Annotated in this window: 17 protein-coding genes; 8 read left to right on the top strand and 9 right to left on the bottom strand. The window is 71.4% G+C overall.

Annotation, left to right across the window (positions count from 1 at the left end):
- Positions 1-140 precede the first annotated feature (140 nt).
- Positions 141-1,535, bottom strand: coding sequence for an FtsW/RodA/SpoVE family cell cycle protein (locus ACZ6JT_RS12430; protein WP_469209358.1), 1,395 nt, complete (start codon positions 1,533-1,535; stop codon positions 141-143).
- 1,181 nt (positions 1,536-2,716) lie between these two features.
- On the opposite strand from ACZ6JT_RS12430, the gene groES reads away from it, so the two are divergent.
- The gene (gene groES, locus ACZ6JT_RS12425; protein WP_030011064.1) at positions 2,717-3,025 is read left to right on the top strand and encodes a co-chaperone GroES; all 309 of its coding nucleotides are present in this window, start codon (positions 2,717-2,719) and stop codon (positions 3,023-3,025) included.
- Positions 3,026-3,137: 112 nt separating this feature from the next.
- The gene (groL, locus tag ACZ6JT_RS12420; protein WP_469209357.1) at positions 3,138-4,766 is read left to right on the top strand and encodes a chaperonin GroEL; all 1,629 of its coding nucleotides are present in this window, start codon (positions 3,138-3,140) and stop codon (positions 4,764-4,766) included.
- A gap of 73 nt (positions 4,767-4,839) precedes the next feature.
- On the opposite strand, the gene ACZ6JT_RS12415 is transcribed toward groL, so the two are convergent.
- From ACZ6JT_RS12415 to ACZ6JT_RS12405, 3 genes are all read right to left on the bottom strand, one after another.
- Positions 4,840-5,550, bottom strand: a complete 711-nt coding sequence (locus ACZ6JT_RS12415; RefSeq protein ID WP_469209356.1) for an ester cyclase — start codon at positions 5,548-5,550, stop codon at positions 4,840-4,842.
- A 111-nt stretch (positions 5,551-5,661) separates the two neighbouring features.
- On the bottom strand, positions 5,662-6,435 hold the full coding sequence (locus tag ACZ6JT_RS12410; protein ID WP_469209355.1) for an SDR family NAD(P)-dependent oxidoreductase: 774 nt from the start codon (positions 6,433-6,435) through the stop codon (positions 5,662-5,664).
- Between the two features lie 31 nt (positions 6,436-6,466).
- A complete protein-coding gene (locus ACZ6JT_RS12405) occupies positions 6,467-7,153 on the bottom strand; it encodes an MOSC domain-containing protein (protein WP_469209654.1) in 687 nt (228 codons plus the stop codon).
- A 90-nt stretch (positions 7,154-7,243) separates the two neighbouring features.
- On the opposite strand from ACZ6JT_RS12405, the gene ACZ6JT_RS12400 reads away from it, so the two are divergent.
- The gene (locus tag ACZ6JT_RS12400) at positions 7,244-8,143 is read left to right on the top strand and encodes a LysR family transcriptional regulator (protein WP_469209354.1); all 900 of its coding nucleotides are present in this window, start codon (positions 7,244-7,246) and stop codon (positions 8,141-8,143) included.
- Positions 8,144-8,338: 195 nt separating this feature from the next.
- Here the strand turns inward: ACZ6JT_RS12400 and ACZ6JT_RS12395 are convergent, their stop codons facing one another.
- Entirely contained in the window at positions 8,339-8,665 is a 327-nt protein-coding gene (locus ACZ6JT_RS12395; RefSeq protein WP_030710411.1) for a WhiB family transcriptional regulator, read from the bottom strand.
- Between the two features lie 389 nt (positions 8,666-9,054).
- Here ACZ6JT_RS12395 and ACZ6JT_RS12390 point away from each other — a divergent pair, with 389 nt between their 5' ends.
- From ACZ6JT_RS12390 to ACZ6JT_RS12375, 4 genes are all read left to right on the top strand, one after another.
- Entirely contained in the window at positions 9,055-9,666 is a 612-nt protein-coding gene (locus tag ACZ6JT_RS12390) for a response regulator transcription factor (RefSeq protein WP_003948568.1), read from the top strand.
- 348 nt (positions 9,667-10,014) lie between these two features.
- Complete coding sequence (locus ACZ6JT_RS12385; protein ID WP_030389108.1) at positions 10,015-10,644, top strand: sigma-70 family RNA polymerase sigma factor; 630 nt, start codon at positions 10,015-10,017, stop codon at positions 10,642-10,644.
- A gap of 114 nt (positions 10,645-10,758) precedes the next feature.
- Positions 10,759-12,258 (top strand): IMP dehydrogenase, encoded by a 1,500-nt coding sequence (gene guaB / locus ACZ6JT_RS12380; protein ID WP_365478460.1) that lies wholly within the window; start codon positions 10,759-10,761, stop codon positions 12,256-12,258.
- 144 nt (positions 12,259-12,402) lie between these two features.
- The gene (locus tag ACZ6JT_RS12375) at positions 12,403-13,527 is read left to right on the top strand and encodes a GuaB3 family IMP dehydrogenase-related protein (RefSeq protein WP_362851995.1); all 1,125 of its coding nucleotides are present in this window, start codon (positions 12,403-12,405) and stop codon (positions 13,525-13,527) included.
- Positions 13,528-13,593: 66 nt separating this feature from the next.
- On the opposite strand, the gene ACZ6JT_RS12370 is transcribed toward ACZ6JT_RS12375, so the two are convergent.
- The 4 genes from ACZ6JT_RS12370 to ACZ6JT_RS12355 form a co-directional block, all read right to left on the bottom strand.
- The gene (locus ACZ6JT_RS12370; RefSeq protein ID WP_469209353.1) at positions 13,594-15,333 is read right to left on the bottom strand and encodes a M16 family metallopeptidase; all 1,740 of its coding nucleotides are present in this window, start codon (positions 15,331-15,333) and stop codon (positions 13,594-13,596) included.
- 6 nt (positions 15,334-15,339) lie between these two features.
- A complete protein-coding gene (locus tag ACZ6JT_RS12365) occupies positions 15,340-16,308 on the bottom strand; it encodes a hypothetical protein (RefSeq protein WP_469209352.1) in 969 nt (322 codons plus the stop codon).
- A gap of 156 nt (positions 16,309-16,464) precedes the next feature.
- Positions 16,465-16,938: a hypothetical protein gene (locus ACZ6JT_RS12360; RefSeq protein WP_469209351.1), complete on the bottom strand. Its 474-nt coding sequence runs from the start codon at positions 16,936-16,938 to the stop codon at positions 16,465-16,467.
- Between the two features lie 119 nt (positions 16,939-17,057).
- Positions 17,058-18,287 (bottom strand): nucleotide sugar dehydrogenase, encoded by a 1,230-nt coding sequence (locus tag ACZ6JT_RS12355; RefSeq protein ID WP_469209350.1) that lies wholly within the window; start codon positions 18,285-18,287, stop codon positions 17,058-17,060.
- Positions 18,288-18,516: 229 nt separating this feature from the next.
- Between ACZ6JT_RS12355 and ACZ6JT_RS12350 the strand changes: the two genes are divergently transcribed.
- Positions 18,517-20,223, top strand: coding sequence for a glycerol-3-phosphate dehydrogenase/oxidase (locus ACZ6JT_RS12350; protein WP_469209349.1), 1,707 nt, complete (start codon positions 18,517-18,519; stop codon positions 20,221-20,223).
- Positions 20,224-20,243: the final 20 nt, after the last annotated feature.

Genomic DNA, 20,243 nt, shown 5'->3' with positions numbered 1-20,243 from the left:
GGGGGGGGGGGGGGGGGGGGGGGGTGGGGGGGGGGGGGGGGGGGGGGGTGGGGGGGGGGGGGGGGGGGAGCCCCCCCCCCCCCCCCGCTTCTCTGATCCCGCCCAGCCCAAGGCCCGCCCCCCCCCGAAGCCCCGCCCCCCTACACCCGCACCACCGGTGTGATCGTCGTTTCCGCCGGGCCGCGGGCGTCGGCCTCGCGTTGGCGTTCCGCGCTGTCGCTGATGCGGAGGAGGAGGGCGATCATGATCCAGTTGGCCAGGAGGGACGAGCCGCCCTTGGCCAGGAAGGGGAGGGCCTTGCCGGTCAGCGGGATCAGGCCCGTCACGCCGCCCGCGACCACGAAGACCTGCAGGGCCAGCGCCGAGGCCAGGCCGACCGCCAGCAGTTTGCCGAAGGGGTCGCGGGCGCCGAGCGCCATGCGCAGCCCCCGCTGCACGAGGAGTGCGTAGAGGATCAGGACGGCCATGACCCCGGCCAGCCCGAGTTCCTCACCCACCGTGGTCAGGATGAAGTCGCTGCGTCCCGCGAACGCGATCAGCTCGGGGTGGCCCAGTCCGAGGCCCGTGCCCGAGATGCCGCCGGTGCCGAAGCTGAACAGGGCCTGCGCGGATTGGTCCGAGGTGACCCCCGGCGGCCGGTTCTCCCAGTAGTACGACAGCGGGTTGAGCCAGGCCGCCACGCGCGCCTTGACGTGGGGCTCGGTCGAGCCGACGACGAACGCGCCGGCCGCGGCCATGACCAGGCCGCAGACGATCCAGCCGGTGCGCTCGGTGGCGACGTACAGCATGACCACGAACACGCCGAAGAAGATCAGCGAGGTGCCGAGGTCGCGCTCGAAGACCAGCACCAGCATCGAGACGATCCACACCGTGACGATCGGTCCGAGCTGCCGCATCGGGGGCAGCCGCATGCCCAGGAACCTGCGGCCGGTGAGCGCCAGCGAGTCGCGGTGGATGACCAGGTACCCGGCGAAGAAGACCGCGATCATGATCTTCACGAACTCGCCGGGCTGCAGCGAGAAGCCGAAGAGCATGATCCATCGCTTCGCGCCGTACGTGTCCGCGCCGAAGAAGGCCGGCGCGATCAGCAGCACCAGCGCGACGGCCATCGTGATGTAGATGAACCTCTGCAGCAGCCGGTGGTCGCGCAGCAGCGCCAGTACCAGGAGGCAGGCGGCGACCCCGACCACCGTCCACATCAGCTGCCCGGGGGCGTTCGCGTCGGAGTTGTAGCGCTCGATGTAACCCTGGTCGAGGCGGTGCAGCAGCACCAGCCCGAGCCCCGTCAGCAGCATGGCGAGGGGGAAGACCAGCGGGTCCGCGTAGGCCGCGAAGCGGCGCACGCCCAAGTGCCCCACCAGCGACAGCAGGGTCATGCTGATGGCGAAGCCGGCGAGGTTGGGCGGCAGCTCGTCGTTCATGGCGAGGCCCGCGGCGGCGTGGCCGAAGACGGCGATGGCGATGACGAAGACCAGGAGCAGCGCCTCCGTGCGGCGGCGGGCGCCCGCCGACGTCAGGGGCCTCAGCCCGCGCACGGGATGCCGCCACCGTCCTTGGGGGAAGGCGAGGGTGCCGCCTCCTGTGAGGACGGGGGTGAGGACGGGGCGCCGGAGCCGGCGGAAGCCTTCGGTCCGATCTGCTCGGTAATGAGGCGCTTTATCTTCATATCATCTACGACGTTGATGGCCTCCCCATGGTTCCTTCCGAAGCCTTCGACGGGAAGTGTCGTGAATTGCCCCTTCCCCCGGATGCCCCTCCCCAGGGCGGGCCCGCGGGGCCTTGCTCAGGCACACCGGTACGCCGCGCAGCGCGCCCGCGAGGTGGTGGAAACCGGCCAGGTTCAGCTCGGCGAAGTGATCGACCGGGACGCCCAGGAAGTTCTGGTCGGGCGGTGCGGCCTGCGGCGACCCCTGCGTGTCCCCGCCCCACGCCCTGCGGGCGGCTCGGCGCGTGTGGAGCGGGCCCAGCGCGGGTTGCCCTGCGGGCGGCTCGGCGTTGGGGTGGGTCGGGGCCCCGCACGAGGGTCTCCTCGGCTCGCGCCTGCGGCGGTGGTCAGGTTGTGCGGCCTGGGTTGCGCGCTCGTCCTGCGGGGACCCTCCTGCGTGTCCCCGCCCCATGCCGGAGGGGAGTGGGAACGTGCCGGGGTGTCCCCGCAGGACGAGCGCGCAACCCAGGCCATGGGGCCGTGACGTGCCCGCAGGCGCGAGCCGAGGAGACATCCCGGCGCGGCACCGCGGACCGCCCCCGCCGACCAGCCCGTCGCAAAAGTTCTGCCGAGCCCCCGCATGGCACCCGCTCCGCGGACCGACCCCGCCGACTGGCCCCGCTGAATCCCGCCGAGCCCCCGCAGGGCACCCGCGCTGGGCCCGCCCCACACCCGCCGAGCCGCCCGTAGGGCACCGCGTCGCGGGCCGGCCCCGTCGACCAGCCCCGCTGGATCCCGCCGAGCCGCCCGCAGGGCACCCGCGCTGGGGCCGTCCCACGCCCGCCGAGCCGCCCGCAGGGCACTCGGTTGAGCTGCAAAACGACACCCCCGGCGGCCAGAATTGGCACTCCGCTTGACCGAGTGCTAATCGCCGGAATAGTCTCGCACCTGGCACTCACCCCCGGTGAGTGCCAACACAGCGACAGGCAGATCCGGCACCCGCGACGACGGATCGACCTGGTCGCCACCTCAGACAGTTAACCCCGGATCTCCGAAGGGGGAGGTCGGATCGTGACGACCGCCAGCTCCAAGGTTGCCATCAAGCCGCTTGAGGACCGCATTGTGGTCCAGCCGCTCGACGCCGAGCAGACCACGGCCTCCGGCCTGGTCATCCCGGACACCGCGAAGGAGAAGCCCCAGGAGGGCGTCGTCCTCGCGGTGGGCCCGGGTCGCTTCGAGGACGGCCAGCGTCTCCCGCTGGACGTCACCGTCGGCGACATCGTGCTCTACAGCAAGTACGGCGGCACCGAAGTGAAGTACAGCGGCGAGGAGTACCTCGTCCTCTCGGCTCGCGACGTGCTCGCGATCGTCGAGAAGTAATTCTCTTCATCAGTACTGCTTTGAGCTGCGCCCCTGGTCACCCCGCTGATTGCCGGGCGGCGAGGGGCGCAGTTCGTTAAACCCGAGTTTTCGAGAGGGCTGAACCGCTCCCATGGCGAAGATCCTGAAGTTCGACGAGGACGCCCGTCGCGCCCTCGAGCGCGGCGTCAACAAGCTTGCCGACACGGTCAAGGTGACGATCGGCCCCAAGGGCCGCAACGTCGTCATCGACAAGAAGTTCGGCGCCCCCACCATCACCAACGACGGTGTCACCATCGCCCGCGAGGTCGAGCTGGACGACCCGTACGAGAACCTGGGCGCGCAGCTCGTGAAGGAGGTGGCGACCAAGACCAACGACATCGCGGGTGACGGCACCACCACCGCCACCGTGCTGGCCCAGGCGCTGGTCCGCGAGGGTCTGCGCAACGTCGCCGCGGGTGCCTCCCCGGCCGCCCTGAAGAAGGGCATCGACGCCGCGGTCAAGGCCGTCTCCGAGGAGCTCCTCGCGACCGCCCGCCCGATCGACGACAAGTCCGACATCGCCGCCGTGGCCGCGCTCTCCGCGCAGGACCAGCAGGTCGGCGAGCTCATCGCCGAGGCGATGGACAAGGTCGGCAAGGACGGTGTCATCACCGTCGAGGAGTCCAACACCTTCGGCCTGGAGCTGGAGTTCACCGAGGGCATGGCCTTCGACAAGGGCTACCTCTCCCCGTACATGGTCTCCGACCAGGAGCGTATGGAGGCCGTCCTCGACGACCCGTACATCCTGATCAACCAGGGCAAGATCTCCTCGATCCAGGACCTCCTGCCCCTGCTGGAGAAGGTCATCCAGGCCGGCGCCTCCAAGCCGCTGCTGATCATCGCCGAGGACGTCGAGGGCGAGGCGCTCTCCACCCTCGTCGTCAACAAGATCCGCGGCACCTTCAACGCGGTGGCCGTCAAGGCCCCGGGCTTCGGTGACCGTCGCAAGGCGATGCTCCAGGACATGGCCACCCTCACCGGTGCCACCGTCATCGCCGAGGAGGTCGGCCTCAAGCTCGACCAGGCCGGTCTGGACGTACTGGGCACCGCGCGCCGCGTGACCATCTCCAAGGACGACACCACCATCGTCGACGGTGGCGGCAGCTCCGAAGAGGTCCTCGGCCGCGTCAACCAGATCAAGGCCGAGATCGAGTCCACCGACTCGGACTGGGACCGCGAGAAGCTGCAGGAGCGCCTGGCGAAGCTCGCCGGCGGCGTCTGCGTCATCAAGGTCGGCGCCGCCACCGAGGTGGAGCTCAAGGAGAAGAAGCACCGTCTCGAGGACGCCATCTCCGCGACCCGCGCCGCGGTCGAGGAGGGCATCGTCTCCGGCGGTGGCTCCGCGCTCGTCCACGCCGTCAAGGTCCTCGAGGGCAACCTCGGCCTGTCGGGCGACGAGGCCACCGGTGTCGCGGTCGTGCGCCGCGCCGCCGTCGAGCCGCTGCGCTGGATCGCCGAGAACGCCGGTCTCGAGGGTTACGTCATCACCTCGAAGGTCGCCGAGCTCGACAAGGGCCAGGGCTTCAACGCCGCCACCGGCGAGTACGGCGACCTGGTCAAGGCCGGCGTCATCGACCCGGTGAAGGCCACCCGTTCCGCGCTGGAGAACGCCGCCTCCATCGCCTCCCTGCTGCTCACGACCGAGACCCTGGTCGTCGAGAAGCCGGCGGAGGACGAGGGCGACGCCGGTCACGGCCACGGTCACGGCCACAGCCACTGATCGCGCACCACGCAGGGAAGGCCCCGTTCCGCAGTCGCGGAACGGGGCCTTCCCCGTGGTCGGGCCCAGGGCCTCAGGTTCCGTAGGGCATTCCGGAGCCGCCCATCTGGCGCTGCAGCGCTCCGGGGTTGTAATGCCACCAGCCCTCGACGATCTCTCCGTTGAGGCACCGGAAGGTGGTGCTCCCGGACATCTCGTACGTCTTCCCGGTCGGTGCGACCCCCATGAACATCCCCTTGTGGGTGCCGCGCCAGTTCCACACCGTCGTGACCATGTCGCCCTCGGCCAGCTGGGCCGTCTGCTCGAAGGTCATGTCGAAGGCGGCGCGCCAGGTCTCCATGTCCGAGCGCATGGCGTCCCGTCCGATGACGGTGGGTTCCTCTTTGCTGACGTCGTGGTCGATGTAGTTCGTCGCGAAGCACTCGTCCAGGACGCTCATGTCGCCCTCCATGGCGGCGTCCCGGAACACGCGGTCGACGAGCTGCTTGTTGAGGTGCTCGTCGCGGACCACGTCGAGGTTCATGAACTTCGGCATTCCTTCGCAGAGGGCCACCATCTCCTTGAACATCCGGTCCGTCTCCGGGAGCTGAGAGTTCTTCATGGCCTCCTCGTACGAGGCGAATTCCACCATGTCCACGTAGTGGCTCGGGGCCTCGCGGTCCTGGCCGATCATCGTGTGCGTGGCGGTGCGCCGGCCGCTGCTCTGCTCCGCCCAGCGGTCGATGAGCGCGTTCATCTCATCGAACCGCTTCGTCTCGTAATCGATCACTTGTACGAATGTCATCGCGTCGCCTCCCGCTGGAGATGGGACATGTCCAGTTTAGGGAGGGTTCGCCCGTTTGGCGGTCCGGCGGCCGCTTCCCGTCAGATCGCGCTCACCGACGCGCCACGGACGCTACTGGGGCCCGTACTTGCGGCCCGTACGCGAGGACATCCCGCCCAGCAGCCCGCGCGGCGTCAGCTTCACCACGCCCATCAGCGCCTTGTACCGCGGGTCCGGGATCGACACCGTCTTGCCCCGCGCCAGGTCGGCCAGGGCCGCCGCCACCAGCTTGTCGGCGTCCAGCCACATCCAGTTCGGGATGTTGTCCGTGCCCATGCCGGCGCGCTGGTGGAACTCCGTGCGCACGAAGCCGGGGCACAGCGCCATCAGCCGTACCCCGGAGCCCGCCAGGTCCCGCGCCGCGCCCTGGGTGAACTGCACGACCCAGGCCTTGCTCGCCCCGTACGTACCGCGCGGCACGAAGGCGGCGACCGAGGCCACGTTGATCACGCCGCCGCGGCCGCGCGAGCGCATCGACTCGGTGGCGGCCGAGGTCAGCCGCAGGACCGCCTCGACGTGCACCTTCAGCATGGTCAGCTCGTCGGCCATGGAGACCTCGAGATAGCGGCCCTTGTTGCCGAATCCGGCGTTGTTGACCAGCAGGTCCACCGGGTGCGTCCGGTCGCCGAGGCGCTGCTCCACCGCCGCGATTCCCTCCTCGGTGGAGAGGTCGGCGGCCAGCACCTCGGCCTCGATGCCGTGCCGGTCGTGCAGCTCGGTGGCCTGCTCGCCGAGCCGCTTGGTGTCGCGCGCCACCAGCACCAGGTTGTGCCCCTGGGCGGCGAGCCGCCGGGCGAAGGCGGCGCCGATGCCCGCCGTGGATCCCGTAATCAACGCAGTCGTCATAGGCGCAACCTAGCCGCCCCGGGTGACGGTGCTACCGCGCCCCGGCGCCGACCCCGTGCTTCTCCATGTACAGCCGCACCCGCTCGTGGGCCTCCGGCTCCATCGCCGCCCCCGCCGCCAGGGTGCGCGGCAGCAGTGCGCGTTCGGTGGTGAAGGCGCGGAACCACAGTTCCACCGTCACGTCGTGGTCCGGCCGGTGGACGATCTCGACGGGATCGCCGGGGGAGACCGATCCCTCCCGGATCACCCGCAGGTACGCGCCCGGCCGGGCGGCCTGGGTGAACCGCTTGACCCAGCCGCTCTCGCCCAGGACCCCCTGGAAGGTCCGGCACGGGATGCGGGCCGAGGCCACTTCGAGGACGAGGTCCGCGCCGACCCGCCAGTGGTCGCCGAGCCGCGCGGTGTTCAGGTCGATGCCGGAGGTGGTGAGGTTCTCGCCGAAGATCCCGCCGGGCAGCTCGCGGTCCAGCTCGCCGGCCCACCAGTCCAGATCCTCGCGCGCGTACGCGTAGACGGCCTGGTGGTCGCCGCCGTGGTGGCGCCGGTCGCAGACGGCGTCGCCCTCCAGGCCGCTGCCGCGCCCGGTGGCCCTGGGGCCGGGGGCGCTGACGCGGACCGGCCCGGGGACGGGACGCTTGCCGATGCCCGTCACCCCGCCCTCGGCGTCGGTGTAGTCGACGGCCGCGGCGCGGCCGAGGTTCACGGAGATCAGTTGCATGGTGCCCATGGGGACACGCTAGCGGCGGCGAGACCCAAAGCGTCCCCGAGGGATTCGCGCGGCGGTCAAAGCAGGCCTTATGCTCGGAGGGTGATCGAGGCACGTCATCTCCGGGTTCTGCGCGCCGTCGCCGGGACCGGATCCTTCTCCGCCGCCGCCCGTGAGCTCGGCTGCACCCAGCCCGCCGTCTCCCAGCAGATGAAGGCGCTGGAGCAGTCGGCCGGCACGCCGCTGCTCATCCGCACCGGCCGCGAGATGCGGCTGACCCAGGCCGGTGAGGCCCTGGTCCGGCACGCCGCCGGGATCCTGGCCGGGCTGACCGCCGCCGAGGAGGAGGTCGCGGCCATCGCCGGGCTGCGCGCCGGCCGGGTCCGGCTCGTGTCCTTCCCCAGCGGCAGCTCCACGCTGGTGCCGACCGCGCTCGCGGCGATGCGCGCCGAACACCCGGGCACCCGGATCTCGCTGGTCGAGGCGGAGCCGCCGCGCTCGGTGGAGATGCTGCGCGAGGGCGACTGCGACCTGGCCCTCGCCTTCCGCTACGGCGGGGCCGCGGGCTCCGCCGCGGAGTGGGAGGACCTCGTGGTGCGGCCGCTGCTGACGGACCGGCTCGTCGGGCTGGTCCCGGACGGGCACCGGCTGGCCGGGGCGCAGCGCGTGGGCATGGCCGAGCTGGCCGACGAGCCCTGGATCGCGGGCTGTCCGCGCTGCCGCCGCCATCTGGTGGAGGTGTGCGAGGGCGTGGGCTTCACCCCGCGCATCGACTTCGCCACCGACGACTATCCGGCGGTGGTCGGCCTGGTCGGCGCGGGGCTGGGCGTGGCGGTGCTGCCGGAGCTCGCGGTGGAGTCCGTACGGGCCAAGGGCGTGAGCACGGTCGTCGTGGAGCCGGCCGTCGAGCGGGAGGTCGTGGCGCTGACCCTGCCCGACCTGGCCAGGGTCCCGGCCGTGGCCGCGACCCTGGCGGAGCTGGAGCGGGCCGCCACGCGCTGACGACCGCGCCGGGCGGACCGGTTCGGGGGCCCGGGCGCACGCGCACGCTCCGGGAGCTCGCGCCGCGCGATTGGCCGTACGCGGGGACTCGGCCCGGTGCGTACGGCCGAACGAGTGAACTCCGGTGCCGGAGGCGACACGCCCGGGCGTGCAGGTGATCCGCAGAAACGTTCCTTCGGACGTTTCGTCGAGCGCTCAGTCCGGAGCGATCGGCCCGATCGCGCTCGAGGCCGGGATCAGGCGATGCCGGGCGCGGCCCATCAGTTCCTCGCGTTCGTCCTCGGTCAGGCCTCCCCACACTCCGTAGGGCTCGCGGACGGCGAGTGCGTGCGCGGCACATTCCGCGCGGACCGGGCATCGCATGCAGACCTCTTTAGCCGAGGCCTCGCGCGCGCTCCTGGCCGCGCCCCGCTCGCCTTCCGGGTGGAAGAAGAGGGAGCTGTCGACCCCGCGGCAGGCAGCCAGCAGCTGCCAGTCCCAGAGGTCGGCGTTCGGTCCGGGGAGGCGGGAGAAATCTGCCATTGGTAGTCCTCTTGGTGCCGGTACTGAGGCGGATACGGACGATGTCTCCAAGGGTCTCCACACCTACTGTCGGAGTAGATGTAAATATGACTCATTGGGAATCTAGCCTCAGACACGTGCCAAACGGAAGGAAAGCCGCCAAATAGGGCATAGCTCCAGATGGAGGACAGGTGGCTTGTGGCGTCGCCGCCGTGATCGCTTCCTCACGTAGAGTGCCGAAGGTGTCCGTCCGACCCGTAACTCTTTCGAGTGACCATCGTTGAGAGTGCGAAGGCGGTTGAACCAACAAGTTCTCGGACAGGTGTCCGGGGGCATCGACCGCACAGGTGACGATACGTACCAGCCTGGAGGCTCAAGGTGACGCGCATCAGCAGCTGCGGAGGGCGGTCATGACATCCGTCCTCGTCTGCGACGACTCCCCGCTTGCCCGAGAGGCGCTCCGTCGCGCGGTTGCCACCGTGCCCGGCGTCGAGCGTGTGACGACGGCTGCCAACGGCGAGGAAGTCCTCCGCCGCTGGGGTGCCGACCGCTCCGACCTGATTCTGATGGATGTACGGATGCCCGGGCTCGGCGGTGTGGAGACGGTCCGCCGGCTGCTCTCGGCCGACCCCGGAGCCCGCATCATCATGCTGACGGTCGCCGAGGACCTGGACGGCGTGGCCCTCGCGGTCGCCGCCGGCGCCCGCGGCTACCTGCACAAGGACGCCTCGCGCGCCGAACTGCGGGCCACGGTCACCCAGGCCCTGGCCGACCCGACCTGGCGACTGGCCCCGCGCCGGCTCCGCTCGGCCGAGATGGGCGCGGCGCCCACGCTCACCGCGCGCGAGATCCAGGTGCTGGAGGGCATGAGCCACGGCCGGTCCAACGCGGAGATCGGGCGCGAGCTCTTCCTCTCCGAGGACACGGTCAAGACGCACGCCCGCAGGCTGTTCAAGAAGCTCGGCGCCTCGGACCGGGCGCACGCCGTGGCACTCGGATTCCGCTGGGGTCTGGTCCGCTGACCCGCAGGTCCGGGCCGGGCCCGGACCGGTCCGCCGCAGACCGCGGATCGTCGAGAGCGGTCCCGTCCGCCAAGGGCGGACGGGGCGGCGCGCCGCCCTCGATTCCGGTGTAGCCCTGTCCCGCCTTACCCGGTGCGCACCCGGGGGTTGGCGGGGCACAATCCGGGGGACGTCTCGCTTCGTGCGCGATGCCGCATCCTTGAGGGTGTGGAGTCTCTCGGAGACTATTCGGCCGAGCGGGAGGGGAGGGCGCAGATGACGAGCTCAGGCGCACCCGCTCATAACGCTTCGATGCACAACAAGGGCCACGGTGCCGCGGATGCTCCGGCGCCAGGGCACCATGGATTGATGCGCGACGACGAGGCCCTGGGGTCACCCGCGGCCACAGGCCCCACCGGCGCCGCCAAAGGCGGTAGTGCCGGGGGTGTCAGCGCGCTCGTACGCAGAGCGGTCGAGGGCGACGAGCAGGCCACGCACGACCTGCTCGCCTTCGTGCACCCCCTCGCGATCCGCTATTGCCGCACGCGGCTGTCGCGGCTCCCGGGTGACGCTCGTCACTTCGTGGAGGACCTGGCGCAGGAGGTCTGCGTCGCCGTCCTGATGGCCCTGCCCCGCTACCGGGACACCGGGCGGCCCTTCGAGGCCTTCGTCTTCGCCATCGCCGCCCACAAGGTCGCCGACCTGCAGCGGGCCGCCATGCGGCACCCCGGCAGCACGGCCGTGCCCTCCGACGAGATGCCGGAGCGGCCCGACGACTCGCTGGGCCCGGAGGAGCGGGCGCTGCTCAGCAGCGACGCCGCCTGGGCCAAGAAGCTGCTGGCCAACCTGCCGGAGAACCAGCGCGAGCTCCTCGTCCTGCGGGTGGCCGTCGGGCTGACCGCGGAGGAGACCGGGCAGATGCTCGGGATGTCCCCCGGAGCCGTGCGCGTGGCACAGCACCGGGCGCTCAGCAGGCTGCGGGCACTCGCCGAGCAGTAGGAGGAGTCGTAGGAAGCGACGAATCTTCTGCTTGACCTTGGTCGTGGAATGAGACGCGTCGGGATCCCGTTAGCATGGACATCCGCGCTGAGCAAGACCATTTGGGAAGGTGTCATGACCGCCGACGGAGTGCCCGACAAATTCGCCACGCTCGGACTGACCTACGACGACGTGCTGCTGCTGCCGGGCGCGTCGGACATGTCGCCTGACGCGATCGACACCTCTTCCCTCATCTCCAAGAACGTCCGGGTGAACGTCCCGCTGCTGTCCGCGGCCATGGACAAGGTCACCGAGGCCCGCATGGCCATCGCGATGGCCCGCCAGGGCGGCGTCGGCGTGCTGCACCGCAACCTCTCCATCGTCGACCAGGCCAACCAGGTCGACCTGGTCAAGCGCTCCGAGTCCGGCATGGTCACCGACCCGATCACGGTGCACCCGGACGCGACCCTGCGCGAGGCCGACGAGCTCTGCGCGAAGTTCCGCATCTCCGGCGTCCCGGTGACCGACGCCGCCGGCAAGCTCCTCGGCATCGTCACCAACCGCGACATGGCCTTCGAGTCGGACCGCAGCCGCCAGGTGCGCGAGGTCATGACGCCGATGCCGCTGGTCACGGGCAAGGTCGGCATCTCCGGCGTGGACGCCATGGAGCTGCTGCGCCGCCACAAGATCGAGAAGCTTCCGCTGGTCGACGACGCGGGCATCCTCAAGGGCCTCATCACGGTCAAGGACTTCGTCAAGGCCGAGAAGTACCCGAACGCCGCCAAGGACAAGGACGGCCGGCTGCTCGTCGGTGCGGCCGTCGGTGTCGCCGGCGACGCGTACGAGCGCGCCCAGGCCCTGATCGAGGCGGGCGCCGACTTCATCGTCGTCGACACCGCCCACGGCCACTCCCGCCTGGTCGGCGACATGGTCGCCAAGATCAAGTCGAACTCCACCGTCGACGTCATCGGCGGCAACGTCGCCACCCGCGACGGCGCCCAGGCGCTGATCGACGCCGGCTGTGACGGCATCAAGGTCGGCGTGGGCCCCGGCTCCATCTGCACCACCCGCGTCGTCGCCGGCATCGGCGTCCCGCAGGTCACCGCGATCTACGAGGCCTCGCTCGCCGCCAAGGCGGCCGGCGTCCCGGTCATCGGCGACGGCGGCCTCCAGTACTCCGGCGACATCGCCAAGGCGCTCGTCGCGGGCGCCGACACGGTGATGCTCGGCTCGCTGCTCGCGGGCTGCGAGGAGTCCCCGGGCGAGCTGCTCTTCATCAACGGCAAGCAGTTCAAGTCCTACCGGGGCATGGGCTCGCTCGGCGCGATGCAGTCCCGCGGCGACCAGCGCTCCTTCTCCAAGGACCGCTACTTCCAGGAGGGCGTGGGCGGCGACGACAAGCTCATCCCCGAGGGCATCGAGGGCCAGGTCCCGTACCGCGGCCCGCTCTCCGCGGTCGTGCACCAGCTCGTCGGCGGTCTGCGCCAGTCGATGTTCTACGTGGGCGGCCGCACGGTCCCCGAGCTGCAGGACCGGGGCCGCTTCGTCCGGATCACCTCGGCGGGCCTCAAGGAGAGCCACCCGCACGACATCCAGATGACGGTGGAAGCACCGAACTACTCCCGCAAGGGGTAGCAGCCGAACGACAGGGGCGGGCCCGGGAGACCGGGGCCCGCCCCTTCGGCGTGGGGCCGCTCGTCCGTACAGCGGTCACGGGAACGCGGGCCCCCGGGGTTCGGGGATACTGGACGGGCAGACCCAGAGGAAAGGCCACCACACGTGACTGAGATCGAGATCGGGCGCGGCAAGCGCGGCCGCAGGGCGTACGCGTTCGACGACATCGCCATCGTCCCGAGCCGGCGTACCCGGGACCCGAAGGAGGTCTCGATCGCCTGGCAGATCGACGCGTACCGCTTCGAGCTCCCGTTCCTGGCCGCCCCCATGGACTCGGTCGTCTCCCCGCAGACCGCGATCCGCATCGGCGAGCTCGGCGGCCTCGGCGTGCTGAACCTCGAAGGCCTGTGGACCCGGTACGAGGACCCGCAGCCGCTGCTCGACGAGATCGCGGAGCTGGACGAGGAGTCCGCCACCCGCCGTCTCCAGGAGATCTACTCCGCGCCGATCCAGGCGGACCTGATCCGGCAGCGCATCAAGGAGGTGCGCGACTCGGGCGTCGTCACCGCCGCCGCGCTCTCCCCGCAGCGCACCGCCGAGTTCTCCAAGGCCGTCGTCGACGCGGGCGTGGACATCTTCGTGATCCGCGGCACCACCGTGTCGGCCGAGCACGTCTCGGGCGCGGCCGAACCGCTGAACCTGAAGCAGTTCATCTACGAGCTCGACGTCCCGGTCATCGTGGGCGGCTGCGCCACCTACACGGCGGCCCTGCACCTGATGCGCACCGGCGCCGCGGGCGTCCTGGTGGGCTTCGGCGGCGGCGCCGCGCACACCACGCGCAACGTGCTCGGCATCCAGGTCCCGATGGCGACCGCCGTCGCGGACGTGGCCGCGGCCCGCCGCGACTACATGGACGAGTCCGGCGGCCGCTACGTGCACGTCATCGCCGACGGCGGTGTGGGCTGGTCGGGCGACATCCCGAAGGCCGTCGCCTGCGGCGCGGACGCCGTGATGATGGGCTCCCCGCTGGCCCGTGCCACCGACGCGCCCGGCAAGGGCAACCACTGGGGCATGGAGGCCGTCCACGAGGACGTGCCGCGCGGCAAGAAGGTCAACCTCGGCACGGTCGGCACCACCGAGGAGATCCTCACCGGTCCCTCGCACAGCCCGGACGGGTCGATGAACATCTTCGGCGCCCTGCGCCGCTCGATGGCCACCACCGGCTACAGCGAGCTCAAGGAGTTCCAGCGGGTCGAGGTCACCATCGCGGACTCGCAGCACAGCCGCTGACCGCTCCGCCCGTACGCCGGAGGGCCGGCACCCCGTGTGGGGTGCCGGCCCTCCGGCGTTCGACCGTCAGCTCAGGCGCCGCTTGCGGCGGCGTAGGCAGATGCCCCACGGGATCAGGAACACGGCGGAGACCGTCCAGAAGGCGACGAGCAGGAGCCACCCGTCGCCGTCCTGAGCCTCCGGGTCCGAGACCATGGCGAGCGTGGCCAAGACAGAGAAGGCCCCCAGGAGCATGCCGGGTATGCCGAGCAGCCAGAGCAGGGCGGTGAACCAGGCTCGCGGCGCCGAAGGCGCGGCCGGCGTCCGCGGCTGCGGGATGCGGTCCGGATCGCGCGGCGGCATGGGGACCACGGCGGCGGCCGGGACCACGCGGTCCAGCGCGCCGAGTTCGGCCGCGGTGATGTGGAACAGGGTCGGCTCGATGGTGAGGGTGAAGCCGTCGCCGCCCACCAGGTGGCGGGCGCCGTCGGGGTAGACCTGCATCAGCGTGCAGTCGGCGTACCGGATGGTGACCTGGCCCCGCGGTGCCACGAGGCTGATGCCGTCCCTCCCGAGGAGCAGGGCGCCGTTGCCCTCCTCCACGGCGGAGTAGCGCCGTCCGGTGACGATCTCGGAGGACTCGGTGGGTGCGGCCGTCAGCCCCGCCCAGTCCACGCCCCGACCGGGCACCTGCATGAGGGCGTCGTTCCACACGGCGCGCGCGACCCGGTGGAGGTCGGCGACGGTGACAGCCTCGATCTCCGCCCTCGCCTCGGCGGCGGTGAGGTTGCGGTGGCGCAGCAGCAGGTTCAGGGCGTGCCCGGGAAGCATGCGGGCGGCGAGCTCCGGCGTGTCGAACTGCGCCAGTGCGGAGGCCCGTACGGCGTCCAGGTCCGCCTGTTCGATGCGGCCGGCCCGCAGCTTCGCGAACACGTCGATGAAGGCGCCGACCAAGGCGTCCTGCTTCTGCGGGAGGGCGTCGGCGATCGCGGTGACGGTCGCGGAGTCGGTGTCGCGGGAGCAGTAGTCGGCGGTCGCGGTGTACGAGTAGCCGCCCTTCTGGCGCAGCGCGCGGAACAACTCCTTGCCCAGGACCTCGGCGAACAGGTTCGCCTCGGTGGAGCGGGGCACGACGGCGGTCAGGACGACCCCGCCCTCGTCGCCCTGGAAGTAGGCGGGAGTGGCGGGCAGCGCGGAGGTGGCAGCCGGGGCCGGGTGCCAGGCACCGCTCGGGAGCGTGAGGTCGAGGCCCTCGGGGACGGAGTCACCGGTGATCCACAGGACGGCGTTCTCGGCGGTGAACCGGGTCCGCGCCCACGCGCGGACCTCGTTCGCGGTCAGGCGGTGCAGACCCGCCTCGGCGTAGCCGACGAGTCCGTACGAGCGGGATCCGTAGCGCCACAGGGCGGCGGCCCGGCCCGCGCCGTGGCTTTTGCCGGCGGCCTCGGTGCGCAGGATCTCCTTCTCGGTCTCCAGCCGCTCCACCGGCAGGTCGCGCAGGGCCGCGCACACGCCGTTGAGGTACTCGACCACGTCGGCAGGGGTGCCGGTGACGTGGAAGTGGGTGTAAGTGGCGTCGGTGGCCCCGTTGTAGTGCAGGTCGCCGAGGCCGTGCCGGTGCAGGGCGAGGTGCTCGACGAGATGGGTGATGCCGCTGGTGGCGAGCGTCTCGTCGGCGCATCCCACGCGGAAGAGGAGCCCGGCGGTGAGCAGTCCCGAGCGGGGGGCGAGGACGGTGCGGATACCGTCCACGGTGGTTTCGGTGATGCCGTCGGCGTCGGTGGAGGGCGCGGTGGTGCCGCGGTCGGCGGCGCTGTTCATGGTCATGTGTCCTCAGCCCTTCGCCAGGGCGGTCTTGCGGTGGCGGACGAACTCGGCCTCGTGGTCGTAGCCGCCGACGTAGCTCCACGGGAACTCGCTCGCACGGTCGCCGAGGGCGCGGAAGTGCGGGGCGGCCTCGGCGTGCCGGCCGGCCGCGCAGTGGGCGGCGGCGAACGCGCTGTGCGCGCCGACGAGCTGGTACGCGTCGGCGCGGGCGGCGGGGTGCAGGACCGAGCGGGCGGCGGCCTCGCGGAGGGCCTGGTGGGCGTCCGCGCCGCACAGGTACATTTCCGCGGCCTTGTCGCCCTGCTTCTCCCGCAGCTCCAGGTACTGCTCCATCTGCGCGAGGGCGACCAGGGCGCCGTTCGGGGCGCCCGGCGGAGCCCCCTTGGCGCACTCCTCGGCGAAGCCGTGTGCGGACTCCCAGCTGCCGCCCCACTTGGGGCAGATCTGCTGGAGCAGCTGCTGCTGGCCGCTGTAGTGGTGTGGGTGGTGCTCGGCGAGCCGCTCGTAGCGGCGCCGGGTCTCGCCCAGGCCGAGTTCGAGGCCGCGCGAGGAAATGACGCGCAGGTACCAGGCGAGGGCGTGGTCGGGGTGCTCGGCGCAGACGTCGATCAGCAGGATCTCGGCGCGCCGCAGGAAGGCGTGGAACTGCTGGAACTGCCGCCGCGAGACGTGCTGGGCCCGGTGGCCCGTGCGGATGCCCCAGCCGATCTGGATCAGCCGGTCGGCCAGCAGGCTCCGGGCGAGCGGATCGCGCGGGTCGTCGGCCATGGCTTGGTTGAGGAACGGCTCGGCGTTCTGCTGTTCGGCGACGACGCGGCAGGCGAGGGCACGGTCGTCCTCGTCGGTGAGCGCGGCGAACGAGCCGGCCACGGCGTCCCAGTCCCGGCTGTGGACGTGGCCACGCAGGGCGGTGAGGGCGGGGATGCGGTCGGCGGGTTCGAATACGGGCCGGCCGAGCGGAGGGTGAACGGACACGCGGCGGATCATATGGCTGCGGATCCGGTCGTCAACAGCGTGCTTTCCCAGATCGCCGCTGGTCAACGGTGTGTGCGGGGAGCAGTGGGCGGGCACGCCGAGGACGCCCGGGCGGCCTGCGGCGGCCGGCCCGGCGTCGTCGGTCGGTCGGGAGCGTCAGTCGCCGACCTTCTTGGCCGCGCCGAAGGCGGCGAAGCCGCCGATGCCGAGGAAGACGAAGGACATGAAGTCCACGCTCTCCTTCCAGAGGTCGTTCAGGCCGCCGACGCCGACCTCGCTGATGACCTCGCCCACGCCGACGTGGCCGTAGTCGGCGATCGCCAGCGCGATGAAGAAGACCTGGCCGAGGTAGACGGCGCCGATGGCGAGCACGACGGCGATCACGGGCAGGATCGGGTTGCGGCCGCCCACCTTGCCGGCGGCGAGGCCGACGAGGAGGCCGACACCGATCGCGGCGTAGCCGATCTCGCGGTCGATGGCGTTCATGATGCCGCCGTACGCGCCCGCCGCGACGAGGGCCGCGACGACCGCCGCGACGATGCCGAGACCGAAGTTGCCGGTGCGGGCCGGGGCGGGGGCGGGCGCCGGGGTGAAGGAGTCGGGCGCGGGCGGAGTGAAGTTCTGGCTCATGCGGGAAATCCCCCCCAGGGATTCGTGGGGCACACGTGTCCTGGGGACGTATGTGCGAGATAAGTGACGCCGCAGGCTAGCAGTCCCGTCGGACATTCACAGGGAGGATTTCCCGGCCGTCAGAGGCGGTGGGCCGCGCCCACCGGGCTGGCGCCGCGCGTGTCCAGCAGCAACTGCGCCTTCACGGCGAGGCCTTGGAGGTCGTAGGTGCGGTGGTGCTGGAGCAGGATCGTCAGGTCGGCGTTGGCCGCGGCCTCGTACAAGGATTCGGCGCGGGGGACCGGCTGGTCTCTGACCCGCCAGCCCGTGATGTACGGGTCGTGGTAGCTGATCAGCGCCCCCAGGTCGAGCAGGCGGCTGGCGATCTCGCGGGCCGGGGAGCCTTCCTGGTCGGCGAGGTCGGGCTTGTAGGTGACGCCCAGGAGCAGGACGCGGGCGCCGCGGGCCGACTTGCCGTGCTCGTTCAGCAGGGTGGCCGAGCGCTGGATGACGTACTGCGGCATCCGGTTGTTGATCTCCTGGGCCAGGCCGACCATGCGCAGGGGGTGGCCGGGGGTGCGGGTGGTGTGGGGGAGGTAGTTCGGGTCGAGGGGGACGCCGTGGCCGCCCACCCCGGGGCCGGGGCGGAAGGACTGGAACCCGTACGGCTTGGTCTCGGCGCAGCGGATGACGTCCCACAGGTCGACACCCAGGTCGTGGCAGAGGACCGCCATCTCGTTCATGAGGGCGATGTTGACGTGCCGGTAGTTCGTCTCGAGGAGTTGCACGGTCTCGGCCTCGCGCAGCCCGCGGGCGCGGACCACCTTCTCGGTGAGGCGGGCGTAGAAGGCGTGCGCGGACTCGGTGCAGGCGGGGGTGAGGCCGCCGATCACCTTGGGGGTGTTGGCGATGCCGTGGGTCCGGTTGCCGGGGTCGTGGCGGCTGGGGGAGTAGGCCAGGTGGAAGTCCCGGCCGGCCCGCAGGCCGGAGCCCGCTTCGAGGATCGGCCGCAGGTAGTCCTCGGTCACGCCCGGGTGGACGGCGGATTCGAGGATGACGGTCGTGTGCGGGCGCAGCCGGGCGGCGAGCGCGTGGCCGGCCTCGCCGATGGCGGAGAGGTCCAGTGCGCGGTCGGCGCCGAGCTGGGTGGGGGCGCAGATGACTGCCGTGCGGACCCTGCCGAGCTCGGCGGGGTTGGTGGTCACCCGGAAGCCGGCCGCCGACATGCGGCGGATCTCGGCGGCGGTGAGGGTGGAGTCCGTGACCGGACCGCTGTCGTAGCCGACCGTCTCGATCCCGGCGGCCACGGCCGCCTGGGCGAGTGGGAGGCCGAGATGGCCGAGTCCGATGACGGCGAGATCTGCGGGCATGGGGATGCCGTCCCTTCCCTGACATGAGGGGGCTGCCGCGCAAGTTCTCCAGGGGCAGAGGAGCTGGCGCAATGTCAGACTAGGCGTATATATGACAGATATGTCGCATTCCGGGGTGTAGGTCATCCTTGTGTTGTCCACAGGCGGTGGCCGATGTGGGTGCCGGCGGTCAGAATCATGAAACGGGGGCATGTGAGCGGGATCTCACCCGCACCAACGGGAGGCAGCCGTGAGGACAGCGACACTGGGGCCGGCGCAGCGGGCCGAGGCGCTCGCCCGGATGGCCGAGCGGGAACTGGACGTGTTGGTGGTGGGCGCGGGCGTGGTCGGCGCCGGCACCGCGCTCGACGCCGTCACCCGGGGCCTGTCGACCGGCCTCGTGGAGGCGCGGGACTGGGCGTCGGGCACCTCCAGCCGGTCCAGCAAGCTGATCCACGGCGGCCTGCGGTACCTGGAGATGCTCGACTTCGCCCTGGTGCGTGAGGCGCTGAAGGAGCGCGGCCTGCTGCTGGAGCGGCTCGCCCCGCACCTGGTGAAGCCGGTGCCCTTCCTGTACCCCTTGCAGCACAAGGGCTGGGAGCGGCTGTACGCCGGCTCGGGCGTCGCGCTGTACGACGCGATGTCGGTCTCCAGCGGGCACGGGCGCGGCCTGCCGGTGCACCGGCACCTGTCGCGGGGGCGCGCCCTGCGGGTGGCTCCGGCCCTGCGCAAGGACGCGCTGGTGGGGGCCCTGCAGTACTACGACGCCCAGATGGACGACGCGCGGTACGTCACCACCCTGGTGCGCACGGCCGCGGCGTACGGGGCGCACTGCGCCAACCGGGCGAGGGTCGTCGGCTTCCTGCGCGAGGGCGAACGGGTGGTCGGCGCGCAGGTGCGGGACGTGGAGGCCGGCGGCGAGTACGCCATCCGCGCGAAGCAGGTGGTCAATGCGACGGGGGTGTGGACGGACGACACGCAGGCGCTGATCGGGGAGCGCGGGCAGTTCCACGTACGGGCCTCGAAGGGCATCCACCTGGTCGTGCCGAAGGACCGGATCCACTCCAGCACCGGGCTGATCCTGCGGACCGAGAAGTCGGTGCTGTTCGTCATCCCGTGGGGGCGGCACTGGATCGTGGGGACCACGGACACCGACTGGGACCTGGACAAGGCCCACCCGGCGGCGTCCAGCGCGGACATCGACTACCTCCTGGAGCACGTCAACTCGGTGCTGGCGGTGCCACTGACCCGCGATGACGTCCAGGGCGTGTACGCGGGCCTGCGGCCGCTGCTGGCCGGGGAGTCGGACGCGACGAGCAAGCTCTCGCGCGAGCACACGGTGGCGCACCCGGTGCCCGGGCTGGTGGTGGTGGCCGGCGGCAAGTACACGACGTACCGGGTCATGGCGAAGGACGCCGTCGACGAGGCCGTGCACGGGCTCGACCAGCGGGTGGCGCCGTGCGTGACGGAGGACGTCCCGCTGGTGGGGGCGGAGGGGTACCGCGCGCTGTGGAACGGACGGGCCAGGATGGCGGCCCGGACGGGGCTTCACGTGGCGCGGGTGGAACACCTGTTGAACCGGTTCGGGTCGCTGACGGAGGAACTGCTGGACCTGATCGCCGCGGATCCGGGACTGCGCGAGCCCGTGACCGGGGCGGAGGACTACCTGCGGGCGGAAATCGTGTACGCGGCCTCGCACGAGGGGGCGCGCCACCTGGACGACGTACTGACGCGGCGGACCCGGATCTCGATCGAGACCTTCGACCGGGGGACGCGGTCGGCCCGGGAGTGCGCGGAGTTGATGGCTCCGGTGCTGGGGTGGGACGAGCAGCAGACCGCGAAGGAAGTGGAACACTACGAGAAGCGGGTCCAGGCGGAGCGGGAGTCACAGCGTCAGCCGGACGACCAGACCGCGGACGCGGCGCGACTGGGGGCGCCCGACATCGTTCCGTTGTAACTCCGGAATGCGCGACGGGG

The organism is Streptomyces sp. NPDC046308 (assembly GCF_055588065.1).
Note: the sequence above shows the minus strand (reverse complement) of the source record. Positions and strands in the feature narration are given on the sequence as shown.

Coding starts and splice junctions, on each gene's coding strand:
- guaB (WP_365478460.1), top strand. CDS start 10,759: ATGACCGCCGACGGAGTGCCCGACAAATTCGCCACGCTCGGACTGACC.
- ACZ6JT_RS12390 (WP_003948568.1), top strand. CDS start 9,055: ATGACATCCGTCCTCGTCTGCGACGACTCCCCGCTTGCCCGAGAGGCG.
- ACZ6JT_RS12415 (WP_469209356.1), bottom strand. CDS start 5,550: ATGACATTCGTACAAGTGATCGATTACGAGACGAAGCGGTTCGATGAG.
- ACZ6JT_RS12395 (WP_030710411.1), bottom strand. CDS start 8,665: ATGGCAGATTTCTCCCGCCTCCCCGGACCGAACGCCGACCTCTGGGAC.
- ACZ6JT_RS12385 (WP_030389108.1), top strand. CDS start 10,015: ATGCGCGACGACGAGGCCCTGGGGTCACCCGCGGCCACAGGCCCCACC.
- ACZ6JT_RS12360 (WP_469209351.1), bottom strand. CDS start 16,938: ATGAGCCAGAACTTCACTCCGCCCGCGCCCGACTCCTTCACCCCGGCG.
- groL (WP_469209357.1), top strand. CDS start 3,138: ATGGCGAAGATCCTGAAGTTCGACGAGGACGCCCGTCGCGCCCTCGAG.
- ACZ6JT_RS12355 (WP_469209350.1), bottom strand. CDS start 18,287: ATGCCCGCAGATCTCGCCGTCATCGGACTCGGCCATCTCGGCCTCCCA.
- ACZ6JT_RS12410 (WP_469209355.1), bottom strand. CDS start 6,435: ATGACGACTGCGTTGATTACGGGATCCACGGCGGGCATCGGCGCCGCC.
- ACZ6JT_RS12370 (WP_469209353.1), bottom strand. CDS start 15,333: ATGACCATGAACAGCGCCGCCGACCGCGGCACCACCGCGCCCTCCACC.
- ACZ6JT_RS12405 (WP_469209654.1), bottom strand. CDS start 7,153: ATGCAACTGATCTCCGTGAACCTCGGCCGCGCCGCGGCCGTCGACTAC.